The 24,391-nt window shown below is 35.6% G+C and carries 23 protein-coding genes and 1 tRNA gene; 7 read left to right on the top strand and 17 right to left on the bottom strand.

What is annotated here, in order from left to right:
- Positions 1 to 115: 115 nt before the first annotated feature.
- Positions 116 to 934 carry a LysR family transcriptional regulator gene (locus IGJ32_RS02500; protein WP_010719985.1) on the bottom strand — a complete coding sequence of 273 codons (819 nt, stop codon included), beginning with the start codon at positions 932 to 934 and terminating at the stop codon, positions 116 to 118.
- A gap of 318 nt (positions 935 to 1,252) precedes the next feature.
- Between IGJ32_RS02500 and IGJ32_RS02495 the strand changes: the two genes are divergently transcribed.
- Positions 1,253 to 2,215 (top strand): TDT family transporter, encoded by a 963-nt coding sequence (locus tag IGJ32_RS02495; RefSeq protein ID WP_034699625.1) that lies wholly within the window; start codon positions 1,253 to 1,255, stop codon positions 2,213 to 2,215.
- 200 nt (positions 2,216 to 2,415) lie between these two features.
- Positions 2,416 to 3,456, top strand: coding sequence for a YeiH family protein (locus tag IGJ32_RS02490; protein ID WP_034866233.1), 1,041 nt, complete (start codon positions 2,416 to 2,418; stop codon positions 3,454 to 3,456).
- A 144-nt stretch (positions 3,457 to 3,600) separates the two neighbouring features.
- On the opposite strand, the gene IGJ32_RS02485 is transcribed toward IGJ32_RS02490, so the two are convergent.
- Positions 3,601 to 4,086: a methylated-DNA--[protein]-cysteine S-methyltransferase gene (locus tag IGJ32_RS02485; RefSeq protein ID WP_240273580.1), complete on the bottom strand. Its 486-nt coding sequence runs from the start codon at positions 4,084 to 4,086 to the stop codon at positions 3,601 to 3,603.
- Positions 4,087 to 4,302: 216 nt separating this feature from the next.
- On the opposite strand from IGJ32_RS02485, the gene IGJ32_RS02480 reads away from it, so the two are divergent.
- Entirely contained in the window at positions 4,303 to 5,244 is a 942-nt protein-coding gene (locus IGJ32_RS02480; RefSeq protein ID WP_096708421.1) for a glycosyltransferase family 2 protein, read from the top strand.
- A 226-nt stretch (positions 5,245 to 5,470) separates the two neighbouring features.
- Here the strand turns inward: IGJ32_RS02480 and IGJ32_RS02475 are convergent, their stop codons facing one another.
- From IGJ32_RS02475 to IGJ32_RS02465, 3 genes are all read right to left on the bottom strand, one after another.
- Entirely contained in the window at positions 5,471 to 6,952 is a 1,482-nt protein-coding gene (locus IGJ32_RS02475) for a helix-turn-helix domain-containing protein (RefSeq protein WP_342081632.1), read from the bottom strand.
- A 137-nt stretch (positions 6,953 to 7,089) separates the two neighbouring features.
- Positions 7,090 to 7,485 carry a hypothetical protein gene (locus IGJ32_RS02470; protein ID WP_342081633.1) on the bottom strand — a complete coding sequence of 132 codons (396 nt, stop codon included), beginning with the start codon at positions 7,483 to 7,485 and terminating at the stop codon, positions 7,090 to 7,092.
- An 848-nt stretch (positions 7,486 to 8,333) separates the two neighbouring features.
- Positions 8,334 to 8,406: transfer RNA gene (locus tag IGJ32_RS02465), tRNA-Thr, on the bottom strand.
- A 119-nt stretch (positions 8,407 to 8,525) separates the two neighbouring features.
- Between IGJ32_RS02465 and IGJ32_RS02460 the strand changes: the two genes are divergently transcribed.
- Entirely contained in the window at positions 8,526 to 8,768 is a 243-nt protein-coding gene (locus tag IGJ32_RS02460) for a hypothetical protein (RefSeq protein ID WP_010719992.1), read from the top strand.
- Positions 8,769 to 9,161: 393 nt separating this feature from the next.
- On the opposite strand, the gene upp is transcribed toward IGJ32_RS02460, so the two are convergent.
- The 7 genes from upp to IGJ32_RS02425 form a co-directional block, all read right to left on the bottom strand.
- Entirely contained in the window at positions 9,162 to 9,791 is a 630-nt protein-coding gene (upp, locus tag IGJ32_RS02455; RefSeq protein WP_010719993.1) for a uracil phosphoribosyltransferase, read from the bottom strand.
- A gap of 234 nt (positions 9,792 to 10,025) precedes the next feature.
- The gene (locus tag IGJ32_RS02450; protein ID WP_088775210.1) at positions 10,026 to 10,973 is read right to left on the bottom strand and encodes an alpha/beta hydrolase; all 948 of its coding nucleotides are present in this window, start codon (positions 10,971 to 10,973) and stop codon (positions 10,026 to 10,028) included.
- Between the two features lie 532 nt (positions 10,974 to 11,505).
- Positions 11,506 to 12,750, bottom strand: coding sequence for a serine hydroxymethyltransferase (glyA, locus tag IGJ32_RS02445; protein WP_034699610.1), 1,245 nt, complete (start codon positions 12,748 to 12,750; stop codon positions 11,506 to 11,508).
- Between the two features lie 231 nt (positions 12,751 to 12,981).
- Entirely contained in the window at positions 12,982 to 14,013 is a 1,032-nt protein-coding gene (locus IGJ32_RS02440; protein WP_342081634.1) for an L-threonylcarbamoyladenylate synthase, read from the bottom strand.
- Between the two features lie 191 nt (positions 14,014 to 14,204).
- Positions 14,205 to 15,044 (bottom strand): peptide chain release factor N(5)-glutamine methyltransferase, encoded by an 840-nt coding sequence (gene prmC, locus IGJ32_RS02435; protein WP_161645379.1) that lies wholly within the window; start codon positions 15,042 to 15,044, stop codon positions 14,205 to 14,207.
- Complete coding sequence (gene prfA, locus IGJ32_RS02430; RefSeq protein ID WP_010719998.1) at positions 15,037 to 16,110, bottom strand: peptide chain release factor 1; 1,074 nt, start codon at positions 16,108 to 16,110, stop codon at positions 15,037 to 15,039. The genes prmC and prfA overlap by 8 nt, the downstream gene beginning before the upstream one ends.
- Positions 16,111 to 16,112: 2 nt before the next feature.
- The gene (locus IGJ32_RS02425) at positions 16,113 to 16,697 is read right to left on the bottom strand and encodes a thymidine kinase (protein WP_081127744.1); all 585 of its coding nucleotides are present in this window, start codon (positions 16,695 to 16,697) and stop codon (positions 16,113 to 16,115) included.
- 233 nt (positions 16,698 to 16,930) lie between these two features.
- Here IGJ32_RS02425 and IGJ32_RS02420 point away from each other — a divergent pair, with 233 nt between their 5' ends.
- Positions 16,931 to 17,539 carry a class I SAM-dependent methyltransferase gene (locus IGJ32_RS02420; RefSeq protein ID WP_088745011.1) on the top strand — a complete coding sequence of 203 codons (609 nt, stop codon included), beginning with the start codon at positions 16,931 to 16,933 and terminating at the stop codon, positions 17,537 to 17,539.
- A gap of 140 nt (positions 17,540 to 17,679) precedes the next feature.
- On the opposite strand, the gene lepB is transcribed toward IGJ32_RS02420, so the two are convergent.
- From lepB to IGJ32_RS02400, 4 genes are all read right to left on the bottom strand, one after another.
- On the bottom strand, positions 17,680 to 18,249 hold the full coding sequence (gene lepB, locus IGJ32_RS02415; protein ID WP_010720001.1) for a signal peptidase I: 570 nt from the start codon (positions 18,247 to 18,249) through the stop codon (positions 17,680 to 17,682).
- 207 nt (positions 18,250 to 18,456) lie between these two features.
- On the bottom strand, positions 18,457 to 19,230 hold the full coding sequence (locus IGJ32_RS02410; RefSeq protein WP_010720002.1) for a DUF6681 family protein: 774 nt from the start codon (positions 19,228 to 19,230) through the stop codon (positions 18,457 to 18,459).
- On the bottom strand, positions 19,227 to 19,727 hold the full coding sequence (locus IGJ32_RS02405; protein ID WP_025480242.1) for a hypothetical protein: 501 nt from the start codon (positions 19,725 to 19,727) through the stop codon (positions 19,227 to 19,229). The genes IGJ32_RS02410 and IGJ32_RS02405 overlap by 4 nt, the downstream gene beginning before the upstream one ends.
- Before the next feature lie 187 nt (positions 19,728 to 19,914).
- Positions 19,915 to 20,646, bottom strand: a complete 732-nt coding sequence (locus IGJ32_RS02400) for an epoxyqueuosine reductase QueH (protein WP_034699597.1) — start codon at positions 20,644 to 20,646, stop codon at positions 19,915 to 19,917.
- A gap of 171 nt (positions 20,647 to 20,817) precedes the next feature.
- Here IGJ32_RS02400 and IGJ32_RS02395 point away from each other — a divergent pair, with 171 nt between their 5' ends.
- On the top strand, positions 20,818 to 22,200 hold the full coding sequence (locus tag IGJ32_RS02395; protein ID WP_373169199.1) for a TrkH family potassium uptake protein: 1,383 nt from the start codon (positions 20,818 to 20,820) through the stop codon (positions 22,198 to 22,200).
- Positions 22,201 to 22,367: 167 nt separating this feature from the next.
- Here IGJ32_RS02395 and IGJ32_RS02390 read toward each other — a convergent pair whose 3' ends face one another.
- Positions 22,368 to 23,030, bottom strand: a complete 663-nt coding sequence (locus IGJ32_RS02390; protein WP_010720006.1) for a CPBP family intramembrane glutamic endopeptidase — start codon at positions 23,028 to 23,030, stop codon at positions 22,368 to 22,370.
- A 498-nt stretch (positions 23,031 to 23,528) separates the two neighbouring features.
- On the opposite strand from IGJ32_RS02390, the gene IGJ32_RS02385 reads away from it, so the two are divergent.
- A complete protein-coding gene (locus IGJ32_RS02385) occupies positions 23,529 to 24,371 on the top strand; it encodes a helix-turn-helix domain-containing protein (RefSeq protein ID WP_342081636.1) in 843 nt (280 codons plus the stop codon).
- Positions 24,372 to 24,391 lie beyond the last annotated feature (20 nt).

Genomic DNA, 24,391 nt, shown 5'->3' with positions numbered 1-24,391 from the left:
TTGAAAGCCAAAGCAAATACATTTGGGAAAACTTAAAATTATTCTTATCTAATCATCTGCCTTGCTACTCTTCAGTTAGACCCATCATCGAGATAACAGATAACGTTCTGACGAATCATTTTTGATAGCGTTCATTATATCTCAAGATCTCTTTACCAATCGCTTGTAAATTCTCTGAAACTAAATTTGTTCGCTGGATCAAATAAAAATTTCGATGATACGCTAATTTCTCGGTTGGTATTTCTGGTGGCACCGCACGTTTTGATAAAATCGAACGTCCCACTCCTTCCTTTAAAAGAGCGGCAATGACTTCGTTACTTTTTACTAACAACTTTTTCCCATGGATATTTTTTTCTTCAAAATACCGTTGCGTATAATGAAAAACTCCAGAAGTTGTTTCTCGAACTAACCATAACTGACTGTCAGGATCCCCCGCAATCACTAGTTCATCCTCCATCAATGAAAACCTTTGAACACCAGAAGTTTCTAAAGGTTTTTCGATAAAACCAAAGTCAGCCTCGTGTTTTGCTACTTGTTCCAACGCATCATGAGAATTGGCATAGGCAATCACAAAATTAATTTTAGGATATTTCAAAAGCAAATCTTTCAACAATTTTGGTAACAGATAGACGGCAAAAGTGTGAGAAGCAACGATTCGGCAAACTTCTTCTTCATTTTGTTCATCTAGTAATTGTTGTTGCGTTTCTTGCCACTCCTCTAATAAAACTAACGCTCGTTCGTAGAGTAAATCTGCTTGTTTTGTTGGCTTCATTTCTTTCCGACCATTTCGCTCAAAGAGAATCACTCCTAATTCTCTTTCCAGCTGTTTGATTTGATTGGAGACAGCAGGTTGAGATAAGAAAAGTAATTCGGCTGTTCGAGAAAAATTTCTTGTTTCGTATACGACACGAAAAGTTGTTAACAATTTCAGCATGCGATCACTTCCATAATTATTTATTATAGTAACTATATCAACTATTTGATTTAAATATATCACGAAATGACTATAATAGTAAATGTAACGCACAATATATGAGATTGAAAAGCAACGAATGTTTCGATCTCGCTCAGACATAAAAAGATCGTTACTTGTATTCTTAATGATCAGTCAGGGCTACCGATTTGTTTATTTCCCAATAAATAGTCATTCATAATTATTTATGCAACCTACTATCAACCTTTCCACCTGACTGATCATTTTGTTCTGAGCTTTAGACAACACACTCATCTTATGAAAAGGAGAATTCAATTAATGAAGAATTTTTTAAAACTTATTCCTGTCCCGATTTGTGGGCTCATTCTAGGTTTAGCTTCGCTAGGTAATCTGTTTAAAGAATATCATTGGATTCATCTAGGGAATATCATTGGTGGGATTAGTATGATTCTCATGATCCTAATGTTTAGCAAATTGTTCCTATTATTTGAACATACGAGACAAACATTACACGATCCAATCATTGCCTCGGTTTCACCGACTTTTACGATGTCATTAATGGTTATTTGTACTTACTTTGTACCATTTACGCACCTCTTACCAATCGTTCGGATCATCTGGCTTGGCGCTGTCCTGCTACAAGTGATTTTAGTTGTTTACTTTACTTACCATCATGTAATCAAAGCGGATTTATCACTGGAAGTCATTTATCCAAGTTGGTTCATTATTTATGTTGGTTTCGGGGTAATTACAGTAACTGCTGGAAACTTTTTCCCATTCATTGGTCAACTATTCTTTTGGCTATCTCTAGCTTGTTACGTTTTCTTATTGCCAATCATCATCCATCGGGTATTTTTCGTGAAAAACATGGCACATCCTACACTACCATTGATCACGATTGTAGCAGCTCCGGGATCGCTTTGTTTAACTGGCTATTTGAAAAATTTTGCGCAACCTTCCTTTTATTTAGTCGTTGCCTTATTTATCCTTTCGCAAACTTTATATTTTATCGTGCTATCTCTTTTACCACGATTACTTAAACTACATTTTTATCCAAGCTACGCTGCTTTTACCTTTCCACTAGTTATTTCTGCAACTGCTATGTTTTGTGCTGTAAATTACTTTCATTCATTAGGGATCGCTACTGGCTTTTTAACGGTCTTGAAACTGGTTGAATTAGTAATCGCTACTGGAATGGTGCTTTATGTATTAGGTCATTATATCCGCTTCTTGTTCAAAGAACATGGAAACACAAATAAATATGTCCCTAAAGAAATTTAATTAAGATGTTATTCTTCTGTCTTTTTCAAATTTAGAAAAAGGCAGAAGATTTTTTGCGTTTTTAAACTTTGTCAATCAAAACGAATAGTGCTACTATTATCAAGGATATTCTTGAGTTCAGAGTCGTCGTCCTCTAAATACGAGTACCCGTTTTTCAACTCTGAAACATGCGCACAGATAATGAAAGGAATTTTTAGAACATGAATCTACAAGTAACCATTAATCAATTTAAAAATCAAGGCTCACGAAGAATCTTACCTGGATTACTTCTTGCTTTTTCAGTAGCAGTCATGAGCAAACTTCTCGCATTGTTGCTCCCACAGCTTGGTGCTGCCACGATCGCCATTTTATTAGGGATCTTGTTAGGTAATACTTTTTTCAAACAACCTTCTTTAGCCATTGGAACAAAATTCGCTGAAAGCAAATTATTGGAATGCTCCGTTTTCTTATTGGGAGCAACGGTTACGGCTCAAACGATTGCTCAAATCGGCATCAAAGGGATTGCCTTCGTCTTGTTGCAAATGAGTGTGACGATCGTCGGTGCCTATTGGATCGGCAAGAAATTGTTATTTAGTGATACAGCTTCCTTGATGATGGCAGGAGGAAATGCTGTTTGCGGTTCTTCGGCTATTGCAGCGATCGCTCCAGTGATCCATGCTGAAGAGGAAGAAAAAGGACAGATCATTACATTAGTGAATTTATTAGGAACGATCATGATGCTTTCTTTACCTTTTCTTGGCTTACACTTATACGGAGATCACTTAATTGAAAAAAGTGCCCTTTTAGGTGGAACACTTCAATCTGTTGGACAAGTAGTCGCTGGCGCCAGTTTGCTTGATGCTTCAGTTGTTCAATTTGCCATGCTCTTTAAAATTTTAAGGATCATGATGTTAGTTGCTGTTGTCTATTTATTTGAAAAATTTATCCAAAAAAAGACAGCTTCTGCTGAAACGATTTCGTCTGACAGTCCCAAGAAAAGAAGATTCCCATTACCATGGTATGTTTTAGGCTTTTTAGTTTTCTGCTTGCTCAACAGCCTATTTACGCTCCCAACTTTTATCGACAAAGGGGCTCATTTTATTAGTAATTGGTTTGAGATCACTGCTTTAGCCGCAATTGGTTTACGTTTAGATTTCGCTAAATTCATGAAAGAAGGACCTCGATTCTTATCTTATGGTCTAGCAGTTGGTTTACTGCAAACTGTTGCTGCGCTGCTATTCATTTGGTTAACAACACTATAACTACCGGATTCCACTGGTATAATCGGTCTGCCTTTGTTGGCTTCATAAAATCCCCAGACTTAAAACCACCTCTTCGTCCCAAAATAGTCACTTCTATTTCAGGGCGAAGGGGTGGTTTTTAGGTCAAATAATTCCAGTTCTTTTTTATTCAGATAGTGCTTTTTCTAATACAAGTAGTTGACGTTTGATCAATAAGCCAGCTTCCGCATTTCCCATATAACCGGTTAATTGACCGTTTTGTCCAATCACTCGATGACATGGAATCACGATTGGTAATGGATTCATGCGATTCGCTTGTCCGATTGCTCGGACCGCTTTGGGATGATCAATGGTTTCTGCTATTTTTTTATATGTGCGTAGTTCTCCATAAGGAATCTCTTGCAATGCTTGCCAAACCTTTTGTTGAAAAATCGTGCCTGTGTTTATTGATAACGGAAGTTGAAAGTCCTGCCGGTTGCCCTCAAAGTACTCAGCCAATTGACGTTCTGTTTCAAGTAGGATTTCTTGTTTCTTTCTTTGATCCTGTGCACCATTTACCGCCATTTCTTCAATCGGATGAAACGAAACCTTCGTCAACCCATTCTGATCTGCATCTAACCATAATTCTCCAATTGGCGTATTTATTTTCATTTTCATCGTCTAATCCTGAATGAACTAGACTTGCCCTCCTCTACCGTTCTACTATTTTATTTATCTTGTATTATTTTAGCTAAAAATGCAATTTAAAGTTTTATTAAGTGTCAGCTTAATGATAAACTAAAAATGATGATTACTTAAGTAACAGAAAATACAGTTTATTTACTATTCTGTTCGAACAAATAATATTTGCTTGAAAGGATTTATCATATGAAAATATCAATTGTTGTCCCTTGCTATAACGAAGAAAAGACTGTACCGCTTTTTTTCGATGAAGTAGAAAAATTCAAAGACGGACACGAGTTTGAATACTTGTTTATTGATGATGGCTCCTCAGATGGTACGCTACAAGCCATTAAAGCATTAGCGAGAAAATATGAATATGTGAGATTCGTTTCTTTTTCTCGAAATTTCGGAAAAGAAGCTGCCCTCTATGCGGGTTTACAAGCTTCGACTGGGGAGCTAATCACAGTAATGGACGTTGATTTACAAGATCCTCCAGAATTACTACCACTCATGATTGAAAAAATCACGACAACTGACATTGATTGCGTAGGAACGAGACGCTCAACAAGAGAAGGAGAACCAGTGATTCGGAGTTTCTTCGCTAAACGGTTCTATCAGTTGATCAATAAAATCAGTGACACAGAAATGGTAGATGGTGCAAGAGATTTCCGCTTGATGACTCGACAGATGGTTGATGCTGTTTTAGAGTTAACCGAGTACAATCGTTTTTCAAAAGGATTATTTAGTTGGGTCGGTTTCAAAACAGAGTATCTTTCTTTTGAAAACCGTGAACGAGTGGCTGGTGAAACCTCTTGGTCCTTTTGGAAATTATTCAATTATTCGATTGATGGAATCGTCAATTTTTCAGATGCACCACTAACGATCGCCTCTTTCACTGGCGCTCTTTCTTGTATTGGTTCGGGAATTGCTATTTTATTTATCATTGCACGAGCCTTATTATTTGGTGACCCGACAGCAGGCTGGCCTTCAATGGTATCGATCTTTTTATTTATCGGCGGCATCCAATTACTATGCCTAGGGATCATTGGCAAATACATTGGTAAAATTTTCCTTGAAACCAAACAACGCCCCGTTTATATCATACGTGAAACAGAACAAACCATCGTTTCTCGTGAAAATGAATAAATCATGAATACTGACCGTGGTGAGAATAGCTATTTCTATTTCGAGATTTTCTCCCTTCGTGCCCAAGGTTTTCTCTATAAAAAAACACCTGAAATGAGCGTTTGATTTCAGGTGTTTTTTTATTTTTCTAGTTAGCAAATACATTACTTCTAAACATAACAATAACATTCCGATAAAGCTATTGAATAAATCTCTGTCACATTATAGGCAGGTAAAAGAAAAAAGACTAGCTGGTAGAGGAAATATTGGACGTTTCCTTTTGATTTACGACATTTTTTTCGCTGATGCATTGTTTAATTTGTTTAATTAGTTCTTGCCAATTATGATTGTTGGGCAATCGTTGCCATAAGATATGGGTACATTGAAGGTTTCCTAAATGAAAGTCAGAAATATAGATATCCGTTTTCGAAGAAATAACTTTTTCAATGACTATTTTTCCAGCTAAGGAATATTGGAGATGTTCTGCAATAAACTCTTCATACGCTTTTCCATAAGAAAAATCCAACGTAATATAAACAGCTTCTTCAACTGCTTCTAAGGGAAAATTTTCAATCAATTCCATCATATAGTACATGTATAAATCTGCTTTTTCTTCTTCATTAAGTAAAATAGAACGAGCTGTTTCCATAATGGTTTCATTGACTTTCTGATCAAATAAAGGATATTCTTCTCTTAAAAATTGAAAATTATGGATATTTCCAAAACGATGATGGATATCGGGCATAAATAACAACCGTTCATGTATCGGTTGCACATTTTTCAATAACACTTTAAACAGACGTTGATCAACAAAAGTTGAATCAGCAATACCTTTTAGCATACTTGAATAATTATTGTTAAAAATTGACAGTGTCGGATCTAGTTCAGAAAAATCTAGACAAGACTTCTTATCAATGATCCGATTAACATATAAATAGGCATACAAGACTGAAGCTTCTTTTACTGCTACTGTATCTGATATTTGGTACTCTGTCTTCAATTTTCCTGCAAGTTTTTGAACCAATATTGAGGTCTGATCAACTTTGATCGTCAGATGTGCTTCATCCAAATACGCTTTTCTCTGAATCCGAAGCGCACTGATTGATAGAAATAAAGATAATTTATAACGTAAACTATTACGGATTCTAATCCTAAAAAATTGTTCGATCCAAAATACAAGCCGGTCACTTTGATTTTTTTGTTGCTCAGTAAAAGGGGAATCAATCCCATTCAAATTATGGAGAATGCCATAGCCCACCGAGCGAATCTTCCATTCATTCCCTACTATCTTATTTTTCTTAATAATGAGATGATCTTTTTCTAACAATTTATTGATTCGTTTTTTATAAAGATATAAAGAAGAATTTGAAATGTAATGATCGGTCGTAAATTTATTAATCGGTCGGTTTGAAAACAGCAGGAAAATAAGCAGCTGATAAGTTAGTGAACTATTTAAATAGTGCTGACGTAATTTAAGAATGTTCTCATCACAAATAAAAGAATATACTTGAATAACGCCCCGCTTTACGACAAAAAAATCATTTAAGCATAATTTCTGTTCTAGCTCCATTTTCAACTCATGAATTAATTTACTTAATTTAAATTTAGATATACCTGTTTTCTGCGCTAAAAAAGAGATTTCTACTCTTTCACCAAGTTTTGTCTGAATAAGTTCCAAAAGTTTAATTTTCATTTTTGAGTTTTCATCTAGCAACTGAACGATATCCATTTCGCCATTCCTTTCCCTAATTACTTCCAGTAGATGAATTCAATACACTAGAAGTATGTTAATTATTCAGTTTTGCTCTTTTTCCAAAAGACCTGATAGTTTTCAAGAGCATTGAATCCTATTCCAAACATTTCGAATCAGAGGCTAGAAAGGTTCTTTACGTTCGTTTTTGACAAACTTCGTTGTTTTATTTGTTGCTGTGTAGTTGTTTTTATTTGTTGTTTTATTTGCTGATGAACTTGATAAACGATCTGTTTTACTTCATTTTTATTTATATTTTGAGTTTCAACAAGCTCTTTATTTTGAAGTTGACTAGGAATTTTAGGCGCTTCATTTATCGTTATTTTATGGTAAACATAAGTAACTGGTTGATACTGATCATTCAATGCATCCATACGCTCATCTGAAAACTTGCTCTCATCCAAAAGATTTCTTTCAAGTGTCGCTGCGTAAGCAAATGTTGTCCCGTTAGTAAGAACCTGACCAACAACTAACCCCATCACCAATACCTGATAAATTTTTTTCTTTTTCATTTTTCCCTCCTAATTTAAAATAAATTCAAATATATAATTAGAATAGAGTGTTTTTTATTGAATAAACACCAATTTTTTCCGTTTTTTTCTATTTTTTTCACTTTTAAAATAAAAAATAATAGTATTATGAAGGTTTACTGATGTTTGCATATAAATATGAAAAATAAATAACTAATTTCAAGTGAATTTTTTTTGATCGTCAAATTTCTTCAACTTTTAAATCAGAAGGTCATGAAGCAAGATCATACAGACCATCGTTTATTTCAATATAAAAATATAACTACAGAACTAGTTCGCTATCATTAATAACGACAAATAAATAACCAATAAAAAAATCGGTATAACATTTTAAAAATTAGTAATCTATATTTACAGTGAAAAAAAAGGCGACTTAGATAGCAAAAAAAGGAATAATGTGCCAAATAATTGACTTGATTTAAGAAAAAAATCATTTCCTATCCGCTTTTTTCCTATCCATAATTTTACATTTATTAGAAATCCCACTTAGTTTTTTTATAAAAAAGAACGAAACCTCTAGTTGTGCCAAACTCCTTTAATTTTCAACAGTTTTATGATTCCATCTGTTTTAGCACTTGATGGCTGTCATTTGTTCAACAAAAAAACATCAAAACTAGTAGAATCTACTAATTTTGATGTTTAAAAAATTGGTTGAAGAACCAGATCTTGATGCTTCTTCTCAGTTATTGAATAGTAAAACAGATCCAGAATAGACATCCACGTATTCGCTATTTTTAATGATGGTCCTTCCTCTACTTTTCAAATTCCTTACGAAAAAAAGCAACGATCTCAAAATAAAAAATCTTTGAGATCATTGCTTTTATAAATGATGCCAGCTGCAGGGATCGAACCTGTGACCTACGCGTTACGAGTGCGTTGCTCTACCAACTGAGCTAAGCTGGCGTTTCCATATGAAATTATATACGTATTTTAAAAATTTGTAAAGGCACAAGTGTAAATTTCGTTCTATTTCATGATTTTTTTCATAAAACGTGGTATAATTGATATGAAAGGCAGGTTTTATGAAAATGGCAACGTTTGGAAAATTTGATACAACTATCGTACCGTCAGAATTTGGGGAAAAATTTACGATCGACACTCACGTGACATTTATGATTCATGGAACACCGCAAACTGGAACAATTTCAAAACAACTGAAAAACTCGGCTGTGGTTGAAATTGACAAAACAGATGAAAATGCCAATTTAATGACGCAAAGCAAAGGTGTAATCATCATCAATTACAAAGAATTGAAGAAAATTTAACACTGACCATCTCTGCGTTTTTTGGGATGGTTTTTTTATTTGAAAAATTTCATCAACTATCTAGGATTACTTATTCCATTCATGTCATCATAAACGTGCCTATTGTTCTCTCTAACTTAAAAATAGTTTTTTTTCTCACATCAATAAAGACTTATGAGATGTCAAAAACTATCCTCTATTCTTTTGCTGTTCCTCTTGTTCACTTAAGATTCCGCAAGACTCCATCCGTTTTTTCAAATTCCGTATATTCTTTGATCCATCTTCTTGCAGCTATTCTTTGAATAAACTACTTTCTATCAAAACCATGATAAATTACTAGAATTAATAACAAACAAAAAACCATAATAGAATAAGAAATTCTACTATGGTTTGGTTCCTTAGCGTTTATTATTTTTATTTCGTACCAAATAAACGGTCCCCTGCATCTCCTAGACCTGGAACGATGTAGCCATGTTCATTCAATTTTTCATCTAATGCAGCTGTGTAGATATCAATATCTGGATGTGCTTCTTGTAAAGCTTTTACACCCTCTGGAGCAGCTACTAGACAAACAAATTTGATATTTGAAGCGCCACGTTCTTTTAATGCATCGATCGCCATGATCGCTGAGCCACCTGTCGCTAACATTGGGTCAACAACAAATAATTGTCGTGCATCGATATCTTCAGGTAATTTTACGAAATATTCATGAGGTTCAAATGTTTCTTCGTCACGATATAACCCGATATGTCCGACTTTCGCAGCTGGGATCAATTCTAAAATACCGTCAACCATCCCAATACCTGCTCGTAGAATCGGAATGATCGCTACTTTTTTACCAGATAACGTTTTTTGAGTTGTTTCTGTAATCGGTGTTTCGATTACGATATCTTCTAATGGCATGTCACGTGATACTTCATATGCCATCAACATAGCAATTTCGTCGACAACCTCACGGAAAACTTTTGTTCCACAGTCTTTGTCACGAATAATAGTTAGTTTATGTTGGATCAATGGATGGTCGATTACTTGGAATTTGCCCATTTTTCTGGTCTCCTTTGTTCTGTCGTTTCTTTTTAATTGTAAAACAAAAAGACCCAATTGACTAGTCAAACCAACAACTTTTCAAAAGAAAATAAAATAAATAAAACAACAGTAATCAAAAATAAAAAAAAGCAGTAAAAAATAACAAAAAAGCTTTGGATAATGAATTTTTTTGTTATTTTTACTGTCTTTTAGTCAGATTAATATTACATATATCTGGTTATATAAATAGGATCATCGATCCTGCTGTAACCACTGAGTCGCTAAAAGCATCGCTGCTCTGGTAGCATTGGTTTGGTCCAATGAATTGACCATCACAAAATCGTGGATCATCCCTTGAAAACGAACCTGGGTGACTGCCACACCTGCATCACGTAACTTCCGAGCATAAGCTTCTCCTTCGTCTCTTAAAACATCCGCTTCACCAGTTAAAATCAAAGCTGGTGGTAAGTCTGCCAACTCTTCAGAAGTCGCTCGTAATGGTGATGCGGTGATTTCTGACCGCTCTGAATCATCAGTTGTATATTGGTCCCAAAACCATTTCATTCCTTCTTTAGTTAAAAAATAGTTTTCGGCAAATTCTTGATAAGAATCAGTAGTGAAATTGGCATCCGTCACCGGATAAAACAAAAGTTGTTTTTGGATCGGCAACCCTTGGCGTTCTTTGGTTAAAATAGTCATTACAGTTGCCATATTACCTCCAACTGAATCGCCCGCTACCGCTAATTCAGATAAATCTAACCCTTTTGATTCCGCTAGTTCACTTAGCTTTTGTAAGACTGCATAGCTTTGTTCGATCGCTGTTGGATATTTTGCTTCCGGCGAACGGCTGTACTCTGGAAAAACGACGACCGAGTTCGTGCGAACGGCTAATTCACGAATCAACTTGTCATGAGTTTGTGCGCTACCAAAAACCCAACCAGCTCCATGAATATAGAAAATCACTGGTAATTTATCAGTATTTCCTTCTGGACGGACAAAACGAACGTTGATGGACCCCCATTGACCAGTATCAACCGTTAAATCTTCAATGTCGACTGGTAGTTTATCAACGGGCGATTCTTGGACTTTTTCTAATAGCGCTCGTCCTTCTTCAGGTGGTAATTCGTAGATTCTTGGGTGGGGAGCATTTGCATCACTAAATTCGATTGCTGCTTTTTCTAATGAGATTCGTTCGGTCATCATGGTTCCTCCCTAGATTATAATAAAAAGCCAAATTACACCTCATATACTAGTGAGCCCCAATGAAAAAGTCAAAAAATCAGTTTGTTTGTTTTCTCTCAAACTCAGTAAACATAAGCATTCCTCATACTTCCCCCAGTACCTGCGTCTTAGTTTATCCCTTCATTAAAACAAAACCTCAACACTTCCATACCTAATCCATCTCAGTCCTATATCTCAGGCTATTTTAAATAGATCTCACCAATGTATTCGTGCTACATCGATAGAAGAACACTTTTGCCTAAATAAAACTAAAACACCCAAAAGAAGCGATTCCAACAACTTTCCCTTGAAAAAGTATCCACACACAATAAGCCATTTCAAAAAATAATCCAAAGAATTCCAAAAACAGGAGAAGCGATTTTGGATTCTTCGGATTATTTTTAATACACAGTAAATTTCAGCAAACTAAGAATTTTGGAACAGTTGCTTTTTTATGTCTGCGGATGGTACTTCTTGCGTTAAGCGACTCGTTTTGTAGTGATTATTCCTTTTATTTATTATATAAAGGATATTTTTCAGTCAATTCACGCACACCAGCTTTGACTTCAGCTAATTCGGCTTCATTCTCTTTGGCTTGTAAAGCTTTGACGATCAATTCCGCCACCTTCGCAGCATCTTCTTCTTTGAAGCCTCTTGTAGTAATTGCTGGAGTACCGATACGGATACCGCTAGTCTTGAACGGGCTAAGTGTTTCAAATGGAATTGAATTTTTGTTAACCGTAATATTCACACTATCTAAAATACTTTCGGCTTCTTTCCCGTTTAACTCTAATCCACGGACATCGATTAAAACTAAATGATTATCCGTTGCGCCAGAGACCACTCTTGTACCGATTGCTTGATTGAAGACTTTTGCCATCGCTTTGGCATTAGCAATAATCTGTTCACTGTATTCTTTAAATTCAGGTGTCAATGCTTCTTTGAATGCTGCTGCTTTCCCTGCAATGACATGCTCTAGTGGTCCACCTTGGATGCCAGGGAAAACTGCACTATTGATTTTTTTCGCTAATTCTTCATTATTGGTCAAAATCATACCACCACGTGGTCCACGTAATGTTTTATGAGTGGTTGTCGTAGTAATGTCCGCATAAGGGATTGGACTTGGATGGACACCAGCTGCAACTAAGCCAGCGATATGTGCCATATCAACCATTAATTTCGCACCAACTTCATCAGCGATTTCTCTAAATTTTTCAAAATCAATGATTCTACCATAGGCACTTGCTCCGGCAACGATCAATTTTGGTTGATGTTTTCTAGCTAAAATCCGCACAACATTGTAATCAATGACTTCTGTTGTTGGATCAACACCATAGGCTACAAAATGGTACGTTTTTCCACTAAAGTTCACAGGAGAACCATGAGTCAAATGTCCACCTGCTGAAAGATCCATCCCTAAAATCGTGTCACCGGGTTCTACTAAAGCAAGATATGCTGCCGTGTTCGCTTGTGAACCAGAATGAGGTTGAACATTGACAAATTTTGCACCAAATAATTCTTTTGCACGATCGATCGCTAAACTTTCAACGATATCGACAAATTCACAGCCACCATAATAACGATGCCCAGGGTAACCTTCTGCATATTTATTTGTCAAGATACTTCCTTGAGCCGCCATCACTGCTTCAGAGACAAAATTTTCGGAAGCGATAAGTTCCAAATTATTTTCTTGTCTTTCTTCTTCTTTTGCGATTGCTGCCCATAAATCTGGGTCAAACGTTTTGTAGTCTACCACACACAACAGCTCCTTCTTATTGTTTACTAAGAAATCATGAATCAACTAGCAATCTAGGCACGATCAGCTAAAATCCTTAACTGGTCATTCAGATCACGGTAAAAAGCTCTTTCTCACGAATGATTGCTGATTCTTTCTCTTTTGAACATGATCTCTCAGTTTTATTCAAGTTTATTCAAGTAGTGTTTACTTTATTGCATTGTATCATAATAAAGTATGGGTACAAGCTACCTACGTTCTTTTTTCAAAATATTTTTGTCCCGCTGATTTTTTTAAGCGATTCATATAAGCATTTCCCAGACCTTCTTCTGGAAATACTGCAACAAAGATCATATCAAGTCCAAGGTTCTTCTCATCTAACCCACGTAATCCTGCAAATAATCCTTTCGTAGCGGCTTCTACTGAATCATCAAAATACATGTAGACTGCTGCTACATCAAAACGAACAGCTTCAGCAATTTTAGGACCTGCAATTACTCCAACACGCAAATGTTCTTCTTTCGCCCATTTTACAGCGGCTTCCCAATCATTTTCTTGGACCATCATGACTTGCGTATCAGGTGAATAGTGCTTATATTTCATTCCTGGTGATTTAGGTGTTTCAGTACTTTGGACTAAATGACGATCAATGGCTACCTTTCCACCGATCACTTTTTCAAGCTGTTCTTTGGTCACCGCTCCTGGACGTAAAATCATGGGTTCACGATCCGGATCACTGAGATCGATCACGGTTGATTCCACACCAATTCGGGTTGCACCATCATCAATGATCCCATTGATTTTTCCTTTTAAATCATGGTAGACATGTTCCGCAGTCGTTGGACTAGGTTTTCCCGAAGTATTCGCACTAGGACCAACAATTGGTATACCAGCTAATTGGATGACTTCAAGTGTTTTTTTGTTATCTGGCATACGAAAAGCAGCTGTGGATAACCCACCTGTTACAATAGGTGGTAAAGACCCTTTTTTGATCTCAAAAATAAGTGTTAAGGGACCTGGCCAGAAATGATTGACGATTTTTTCCGTTAAAGGATGAAAGTTATCCACAAATTGTTTTACTTGCTCAAACGATGAAACATGGACAATCAAAGGATTATCTTGTGGACGACCTTTGACCGAAAACACTTCGGTTACCGCTTCAGGCAAAAGTGCATTAGCGCCTAGTCCATAGACAGTTTCAGTTGGAAAAGCAACGAGTTCGCCACTTTTTAATGCTTGTGCTGCTTCTGATAATTGTTCTTCATGATAATAGTTTGTTTCCACAGTCTATCCACACCCTCATTTTTCAATATGCTTGATTTATTCTACTTTATCCTCATGTTATCAACAGAGTGTTGATAACTATTTTGTCAATAGTGGATAAGTATGTTGATAAGTCAATAACTCGTTTTCATCCTTGTAAAATCAATGTTTTTTTATGATAAAAAAACATAAAAAATATTTTTCATCCACAATCAGCTCATCACAGAAACTATTCGTTCATTTCCAAATAAATCTTTATGAATACTTACTTGTTTATTGGGGAATGCCGTTTGAAAGATTTGTTTCACGATCTCCCCTTGGCTAAATCCTATTTCCAAAAATAGTTTTCCCTCTGGTTTCAAACATTGTTTTGCTTCTTTTGCTATTTTTTTATAGATGGCTAATCCTTCATCTTCGGCAAATAATGCCATTTTAGGTTCAAATGTCCGAACACTTTCATCCATCAATTCCCATTCATCGAAACGAATATACGGCGGGTTGGAAATAATGACGTCAAAGGTTTGATCACTGACCGGTGCCAGTGTATCTCCATGATAAAAATGGATCACCAGTCCAGCTTGTTGCGCATTCTCTTTCGCTACTGAGAGAGCTGCTGGAGATAGGTCCACAGCCGAAACGTCCCAGTTCTTTCTTGCAGCTTTTAAACTGATCGCAATTGCCCCTGTTCCTGTTCCAATATCTATGACCTTCAAGTTTTGTTCTGACGTTTCTTGCAAACATCGTTCAACTAATTCTTCTGTTTCCGGTCTAGGGATCAAAGTGTCCTCTGTCACTTTTAGGCGGTGACCATAAAAGTCAGCATACCCCAACAAATATTGAGGCGGATAATTGTTCATCAAATGCTCCAGATCTTGTTCGATCATCTGTTGATCTTCGCTAGAAATGGGCTCATTCATCTGCAACAACCAATCAAGTTTTTGCCAGCCTTTACGTTCAAGAAAAAGAAATTGGATACTATGACCTTCTTTTCCATGATCTTCTAAAAAAGAAGAAGCCCGTGATAGGACTTCTAAATACGTGGTCTTACCCATTTTGCATTTCTTCCAATTTTGATGTTTGGTCATACATGATCAACGCATCCACGATCTCATCCATTTTTCCAGCAAGGATTTGATCTAATTTTTGGATAGTTAAACCAATACGATGGTCTGTCACACGGTTTTGCGGGAAATTATACGTACGGATCCGCTCAGAGCGATCACCCGTTCCAACGGCTGATTTACGGTTTGCATCGTATTCACTTTGTGCTTCTTGTTGGATTTTATCATAGACACGGGCACGTAAAATCTTCATGGCTTTTTCACGGTTTTTCAGCTGTGAACGTTCATCTTGCATTGCTACCACGATTCCAGTAGGTAAATGAGTTAGACGAACTGCCGATGCTGTTTTATTGACGTGCTGACCACCCGCCCCTGATGCATGATAGATATCTGTTCTGATATCTTTATCTTCAATATCGATTTCTACTTCTTCTGCTTCTGGCATGACCACAACGGTTGCTGTTGATGTGTGGATTCGTCCTTGTGATTCTGTAGATGGCACTCGTTGTACACGATGCGCACCACTTTCATATTTTAATTTTGAATAGACATTTTCTCCAGAGATCATCATGATCACTTCTTTATAGCCACCGATACCAGTAATACTTGCCTCCATCACTTCCGTTTTCCAACCTTGTGATTCTGCATATTTCTGATACATGTTGAATAAGTCACCAGCAAATAACGCTGCTTCATCTCCACCTGCTGCCCCGCGGATTTCCATGATGATGTTTTTATCATCGTTCGGGTCCTTTGGTAGTAATAAGATTTTGATTTTTTCTTCTAATTCTTCTTTTTCTTTTTTCAAATCAGATAATTCTTCTTTGGCCATTTCAGCCATTTCATCATCCAACTTTTCACCTAACAGCTCTTCTGTATCTTTGATCCCTTGTACGACATCTTTGTAACGACGGTAGACATCAACAGTTTCACGAGTGTTTGCTTCTTCTTTTGACAATTGCATAAAACGTTTCGTATCTGAAATTACTTCTGGATCGCTTAGTAGCTCGCCCAGTTCTTCATAACGGTCTTCAATTGCTTGTAATTGATCGTACATCTTTATTCTCCTTCTGTCATAATTGATGGTTCAAAATAGTGTTTCCGACAAACGGGGTAATAGGCTTCATTTCCACCAATTTGTACCTGATCCCCCTCGTAAACTGGTTGACCATCGATATAATGTAAATTCATGATTGCTTTCTTATGGCAGAACCAGCAGATCGTTTTCATCTCTTCGATTTTGTCTGCATAAAGCAATAGATATTTTGATCCTTCAAATAACTCATTTCTAAAATCATTCTTCAAACCAAATGCCATCACCGGAATGTTTAATTCATCAACAATTTTCGTAAACGCAATTACGTGTTTTTTCTTTAAAAATTGCGCCTCGTCGATCAATATACAATATGGCTTATCCTCCATTTGAAAAATGACATCAAAGACATCTGTTTCTTCAAAAATCGGCGTGGCTTCTCTTTTTAACCCAATACGACTAGAGACAATACCAACACCATCTCTGGTATCGATCCCACTTGTCATCAAGACAACTGGTTTATTCTGTTCTTCATAATTATGTGCGACTTTTAAGATCTCAATTGTCTTGCCGCTATTCATTGCGCCATACTTAAAAAATAGTTGTGCCATTTACTTGCTCACCTTCCAGTTTGTTCCTATGGTATTATACTTGATTTTCATTATTTTTTACAGTGAGAATTTTTCATCTGGTAAAAACGTTACTTTAGATTAAAACACTCATACATTTAAAACAATAGCTACGTGTCTTTCAATTCTTCAAAATCAACTAGTGGTTTGGGAAAACAGATTTTTTTGCTATACTTAATAAAATTCATCTAACTTATGAAGTCAGGAGTGACCTTATGTCAGAAATCTTCAATCAAATCGCAAACCATTATGATACTCCCGAAAGAAAAGCACTAGCAAAAATTATTCAAGACGAACTAATTTCTCAACTACCTTCTTCCACCAAAGAACTGACTTTTATGGATTATGGCGGAGGTACCGGTTTGGTTTCGTTAGCTTTAGCTGACCGATTCAAGCAACTTCTTCTAGTTGATTCCTCTGATGCGATGCTAACAATTGCTGAAGACAAAATTAAGACTAGCGGATTAACAAACGTCTCTTCGGTAACGTTCGATGCCACAACCGAATCCATCGATCAAAAAATCGATCAAAAAGTAGATCTTATTTTGATGTCATTAGTCCTACTGCATATTCCTGACACACGTTTGATCTTAGAAAAACTCTACCACATGCTTACGCCAAACGGTCAACTTTTAATCATTGATTTTGATCACAATGATGCGATCAACCATCCAAAAGTCCATAATGGGTTTGACCATGAAGCACTTATGGCTCTACTTGAACAAATTGGGTTTCATTCTACGAATATCTACACTTTTCACTCTGGTAAAAATTTATTCATGAACCAAGATGCTTCTTTGTTTCTTGCTAGCGGAAAAAAATAAAAAATAAGCCACAGAATCCTTAAAATAGGAAAGACTATTTCGGATTCTGTGGCTTATTTTCTGGGCTAGACAACTTGGTCATGACCACTGTTGCCTACATTTTTGCTCATGCTCTTTCTGATACCTGCTCAGAAAGAGACTTAAAAGATTTTGATTTCGTTTAAAGGCCAGTAACGGAAAACTACTTTTCCTTGAATCATGTCTGCATCCACCAAACCAAATATTCGGCTATCTTTAGAGATCAAACGATTATCTCCTAAAACTAAATATTTTCCTTTGGGCACGACATATTCAAAATCACTTGTGAAATGCTGCGAATTTTCAGCCTGTGCTTGGAAAGCTTCACTGTAAGAATATTCATTCTGCAATTTATCTTTCGCAAAATCTTTTTTAAACTCATTTAAATAAGACTCATTATATTTTTTACCATTAATCGTCAATTGATCATTTTCCATTTTCACGGTATCGCCCGGCATGCCAATGATTCGTTTAACGATCATTCGTTCTTCATCTCCAGGTTCTTTCGTCGTGATAATATCAAAGCGTTCATATTTTGAGATTTTCGACGAGATCAATCGTTGACCATCACTCAACGTCGGATCCATTGAATGTCCATTAACGGTAACTGGCGTAAATACATAGACCCGAGCTAATAAAATAGCTGCTAGTACTACGATCAAAATACCCCAATTTTTAAAAAATTCTTTCACAACATACCTCCCGCTTTACTTTTGTTTTCTCTTCGTATTATTCAATTGATTTTTTTATTGTTCTTTTTTATTTTACCTTTTTTAGAAAGTAAAGGAAAGAATAAGAATACATCACGTATAACTCTATTTTTTTCTTTTATTATTCAAAGGGAGATTCTGTCATTTTTCATCCACAATTTTCCAACCTGTCTTGATCAACGTGATCCATTAACTTCGTGAATGCTTTCTTCGTTGACTTCTACTGTAAACCATTGCTTCATTTTCTGGTTGTTCTTTTTTCACGATAAGTTTTAAACGATAAGGCTCATGATACCTTAAGCCTTCTTTGACGAAGTCACCACCTACAATAAACAACCCAACTGGTTCGAGCTTTTCATCCGCCGAATCCATAAGAATCGTTCCAACAGGGGCTAAATCCGAGTAGCTGCGCCCAATACTCAACTGATATTCTTTTTCTGCTACTTTTTTAACGTAATAATAAGGATAAAGTGTGTTACGATCCACAAGATAGCCATCCATTCTTCCTAGATCATTTGTTTTAATCTCACCATTCCCGATTAAATAACGCATGTTTTCAGCTAATCGCAATTGATAATCTTCATCATAAGAAACACTGACTTCTTTCGTGTTCACTTTGTCGATTGCACCGCTATTCAGCATCGCTTCTTCTGTTTGAATATTGAATGCTTCTTCCGGTAAATATTTGACAAACAATTGTGTCACATCCGCTTTGGTATTCTTATCCAGAAAGTAATAAAACACATTCAAAATGATAAAATACACTAACACTAAAAAGCCGATTCCATACAAGAAAAATTGTAAGTAATTTTGGTTTTGCCAAAGTCCATAAATAATCCGTAAAAGATACATCGTTGGGATCACACTTAAAATCGTATAGCCTCGATTTAAATATTTAGGACTAATATCTAAATAACCTAAAAACTTATGCACGCTATTGATAATATCTAATAAAATTGTCATTGTGAATCACCTGCTTGCTGATTATACACTTGCTTCCCATCTGTATTTTGGGTTGGCGTTACATTTTTCACGGTAGCCTCTCCACTATCTTGTCCTTCAGTACTTGGTGTCGTATTACTTGGTACTGTTGACGAACTTGAGCTTGGTTCTGTATGATTTCCTCCATTGATCGCATTCGTATCACTGGTTTCGGATGAACTGCTTCCTTGCTTGTCAGACTTTTCTTTCGAACTACTTGGTTGCTCTGTAGAATACGTATTTTCATTGGTTGAACTCGTATTTTCTTCCCATGTGCTCGATGAATCATTCGTCTGATCCAGTGTTGTCGACGTTTCATTAGATGTGGTCTCTGGTGTTGATGTTGGTGTTGTTTCTTCCACCGAACTTGAACTAGGGGTACGATAACTTGAACTGTTGACAACACCGGTCGCAGTAGCAACGATTGTTGAAATAGTTAAGACTGCTATTGGTTTCAAAATAGGTGCTACTTTTCGCATCATATCTCTTCCTTTATGTTTTATTTTTCATCACTATTATTTTTTATGCTTGGTCTAAAATTCATTTTTCCACCAAACTGAATATTCATTTTCAATCGAATCAATCGCTTTTATTTTGACACTTAATTATACTTAACATAAATTTCTTATTTTTTTCTTACGTTTTCTTGAAAATTTTATAATAGAGCTAATTAATTGAAATTTTTGAACTTGCTAAATAATCCTTTGCTTCTTGGTTTATTTTCTTTAAATCACAACCTTGCTGTTTAGCTGCAAAGACACAGCCACAGTAACACTGACGAAAAATGTCATACTCTTTACACATCTGGATCGATCGCTCATATCCTTTATTTTTCTTAAAATCACTTGGTAAGTAATGAGTTCCATAAATTTTTTGGATATCCATCCCGATTTGGTTGATCAGAGCAGCATTTTTCTTGGGTGAGATCGTTAATGCACTCCCAAAATAATCATAACCAAGTTCTTGGGCTTTTTGTGCTACCAGGTCTAAACGCATATTAAAACAGGCACTACATCTTGCGCCACCTTCTTTTTCTTCCGTAAGGCCTTGCGTAATGACCATTTTATTAAACTCGCTGGGGCGGTACTCATCAACGATCAGCTGAACATGATGATTGGTTTGCTCGTTAAACTGATCAACAAATCGCTTTTGTTCATGGAGTCTTCTTAAATATTCATTTTTAGGATGGATATTAGAATTTGAAAAAAATAAAGTAACCTCTGCAAATTGGCACATGAATTCTAACGTATGTGTGCTGCAAGGAGCACAACAAGTATGGATTAATATTTTTGGTCGAGTTTCTTCTTGTTGCCATTGTTGGATCATTTTTTGTAGTACTCGATCATAATTTATTTTCTGGTTTTTCATTTTTTCAACAATTACCTTTGCATCAATCATTGGGAGACCTCGCTATTCTTCAATTCTTCCATAATTATATGCTATTTGATAGCAAATCAAAAGAAAACGTACATTTTGTTTAAGATTTCTTTGAGTATTATTTATAACCTCGGTATACTGAAAGAAACAACTTTTAAAAAGGAGGATAGTTTCTTGAAATTAACCCTTTTCATGCGGAAATTAAGACGTCGAAGCGAACGTTACGCTTCTAGTCATTTTTCTTCAATCCAAGTCATTGTTTTTTACTATCTTATTATGACCATTGTCTCTTTAGGATTGTTTTACATTCCTTTTTTTCGTGAACCAGATAGTCACGTACCTTTTATCGATATGCTTTTCATGGCGATCAGTACAATCAGTGTAACGGGATTGTCCACATTTGATATTAATTCGGCTTTTAATGATAACGGGGTAATCTTACTTGAAATACTATTCCAAGTAGGTGGATTAGGGATTATGATGATCTCTACTGCTTTTATTATCTTTTCTAAACGAAGAATCACGTTACGACAGCGACAACTGATCATGACGGATATGAATCAGCCACGATTATCTGGTATTGTTCGTTTGATTCGTATCACCTTTGTAATTTTGTTGTGGTTCCAAGTCCTTTTTGGCGCTTTCTTTTCCATTTATTTCTATTATCGAGGCTACTTTGATCATTGGCGGGATGCTATTTTCTATGGATTTTACCAATCGATTTCTGCTGTGACCAATTCGGGTTTCGATGTCACAGGAAACTCAATCGAGCCGTTTGCACATGACTATCTGTTCCTATTTGTTATCATGTTTTTGATTTTTATTGGTGGGATAGGATTTCCTGTTTTGATGGAATTTCGTGAATGGATTTTGTATAAACGCTCAAAAGCAAAATTACCGTTTCGCTTTTCCTTATTTACAAAATTAGCGGTTTTAGCCTTTATCATCTTATTTGTTGGTGGGACGCTGTTAATCTTTTTACTTGAAAAAGACCATCTTTTTCAAGATTCTAGTTTAAGTGTCAAGTGGATCAATTCTATGTTTTACTCTATGACCACTAGAAATGCTGGCTTACAAATCCATGATTTGGGTAATTTCCAAATCACTACATTGATCGTTTTTTCTTTATTGATGTTCATTGGATGTAGCCCAAGTTCGGTGGGGGGAGGGATTCGTACAACGACCGTAGCAATTATTGGTCTTTATCTCTACTCTTTCCTTAAAAGCGAAGACAACATCAATATTTTTGGTCGTCGAATCGATAATGATGATGTGCGTAAGTCAGTCGTTGTATTTATGTTATCTCTTGGTATGTGTTTTTTCTGTATCGTCTTTTTATCAGCTACAGAAAATCAGCCTTTAATTGCAATTATCGTTGAAGTGACTTCAGCCTTCGGAACCACTGGCTTATCCCTGGGAATTACTGGGAACTTGTCAGTAATTGGGAAAATCACGATCGCAGCTTTAATGTTTATCGGTCGTATCGGTATGTTGTATACTTTGATGTTATTTGTTCCAAAAGAAACACGAGATTTAGGCTACGAATACCCTACTGAAAAAATCATCATTGGGTAAAATTTCAGACAATCGACAAACCTTGAAAGCCTGAATCTATATTTACTATACAAAAATGCATCCTGTGTCGCTCTAATAAAAATAACCCAAAGTAGTCAAAAAATAGAGAAGCTATTTTCGGCCACTTCGGGTTATTTATTTGTACTGAAAGCTTTGTTCTTATTTGTCTAAGAGGATAATAAACTTCCTAAAACAAAAGCAATTAAATCAAAAGCATAATGCACTGCCCAACTAGTATTCAATGACTTTGTTTTTAAATAGGCTTGGTTAAACCAAAGTCTAATTCCTCCTTGAACTAAGATGACTTGCACAATCGTGAACAACGCTGAACTTCCTAGATAAGTTTCAAAATGAATTAGTCCAAAAATAATTGCTGTGAGCAATGATGCCACCTTAGTATTGATCCCCATTTTTTTACGTAAAGTATCAAAGATAGTGATCGAAAATAGTTCTTCTCCCAGTAAAGCAATTGGTAAAATAAATACAAAAAACCACCAAGGATTATCTTGCGCACTATTTGCTTTCGTCTGAATATCTAACAACTGTGCCAGTATTCCCATTATCATCGAAGCCAACATACCATAAATTTGTGAACCAACTAAAATCAGCAAGAATGTTTTTATAAATCGTTTAGGTGTACTAAATAATTGCCTCACACCAACAAAACCAAATACCAGTAAATAGCTTACTAAACCACTAATAACAAGAAAACTAAACTGAATATAATAAAAGTCAACCTGAGTCAACCCATAGAACCCTGCCCCTAACACTCCAAAAGCAATCATTATTCTAAGGACTTGATTATTTGGTTCTGTAATTCTTTTTGTCATATTTCTTGTTCCTCTTCCCTTAAATAATTATCATTTGTTCATTGATTAGTCGCTGACGACCCTTCACATGAGTATTGTTTACGTGTCTTTTATACTGCCCCATCTCCTCAAACAAGCCTTCATCACTGACAGATTTCCAATGATTTATCATGAATGTTTTCCTTTAATTTTCCATAGTATAATCATCTACGAATGAAAATTCTTTTATAGTCCTATATTTAAGACTTTTGGTACTTTGTATCTAAAAATAACCTGACCATAAACACAATAAATATGCGAATAATTAGTTTTTTTGAACTCCACTTAACCTTCATTCGTACTTATTTGTTATAAGAAACGTGCGGATAACACCCCTCGTCTAATTTTACTAATTTCTCTTTCTTTCAGTCGCTTTTCTGGTCACTTTTCCAAAAGTATCTTTCTTAGAATTTTGACAAATTTTTTGCTACTATTACTTCATTACATAAACACATAAAATAATTTTGATGGAGAGATACTATGGAGTATGGTCAGTTAATACGAAAAATCCGATTAGATAAAGGTTTTTCTCAAAAGGAAATCTATTCAGGAATCGTAACAAAATCTTATTGCATTGAATTTGAAAAAGGAAACCATGACTTGTCTTTCCGACTTCTAGCTCAAGTGTTGGAGCGATTGCTGGTAGATGTGGAAGAATTTATCTTTTTATATGACTATTATCACTCTTCTTCACAAAATTTATGGAAACAATATGAATTGGCTTCTAATACAAAGGACTTAGAAAAGCTCTTTGAGATCTATCAAACGACAACCGCTTCAAAAGATAAAAAAAGTCAGCTTCTAAACGCTTTAACTAAAATTGGCCATGATCAATTGAGCGACCATCAAATAGACAATGAGACCTTGGAGTTCCTTGTTGATTATTTAAAATCCATCGAAACATGGACACTACAAGAAATCAAAATTTATACCAACACCTTGAATTACTTTTCAGAAGAACAGCAACAAATTTTCTATAAAAATTCATTAAAAAAAATTCAGATCTATCAAGAATATCCCGCTGGCAAAAAAATTTATTTGACGTTGCTTCTTAATAGTTGCGGTCATTTTATTTCCTATGGGAATTTCTTTTTAGCAAAAGATGCGCTTAGTCATTTAAAGGAATTAACCACCGGAACTGAAGATGCAATCTTTAAATTATATCGTATTTATTTTGAGAACATTCTGATTTACTGTACAGAAGAAAAAAGCAAAAGTGAAACAATGATCCACTTTATTATCGAAACCTTAGACAAACTGGATTATTCTTTTTTAAGCGAACAATGTACACTCTTTTTTCAGACGATCAAAAACAACTATTAATCCACTATAGTTATTCCTAA

The organism is Enterococcus sp. DIV1639a (assembly GCF_050530445.1).
Classification (GTDB): domain Bacteria; phylum Bacillota; class Bacilli; order Lactobacillales; family Enterococcaceae; genus Enterococcus_B; species Enterococcus_B hirae.
This window is presented reverse-complemented; position numbering and strand designations above follow the sequence as displayed.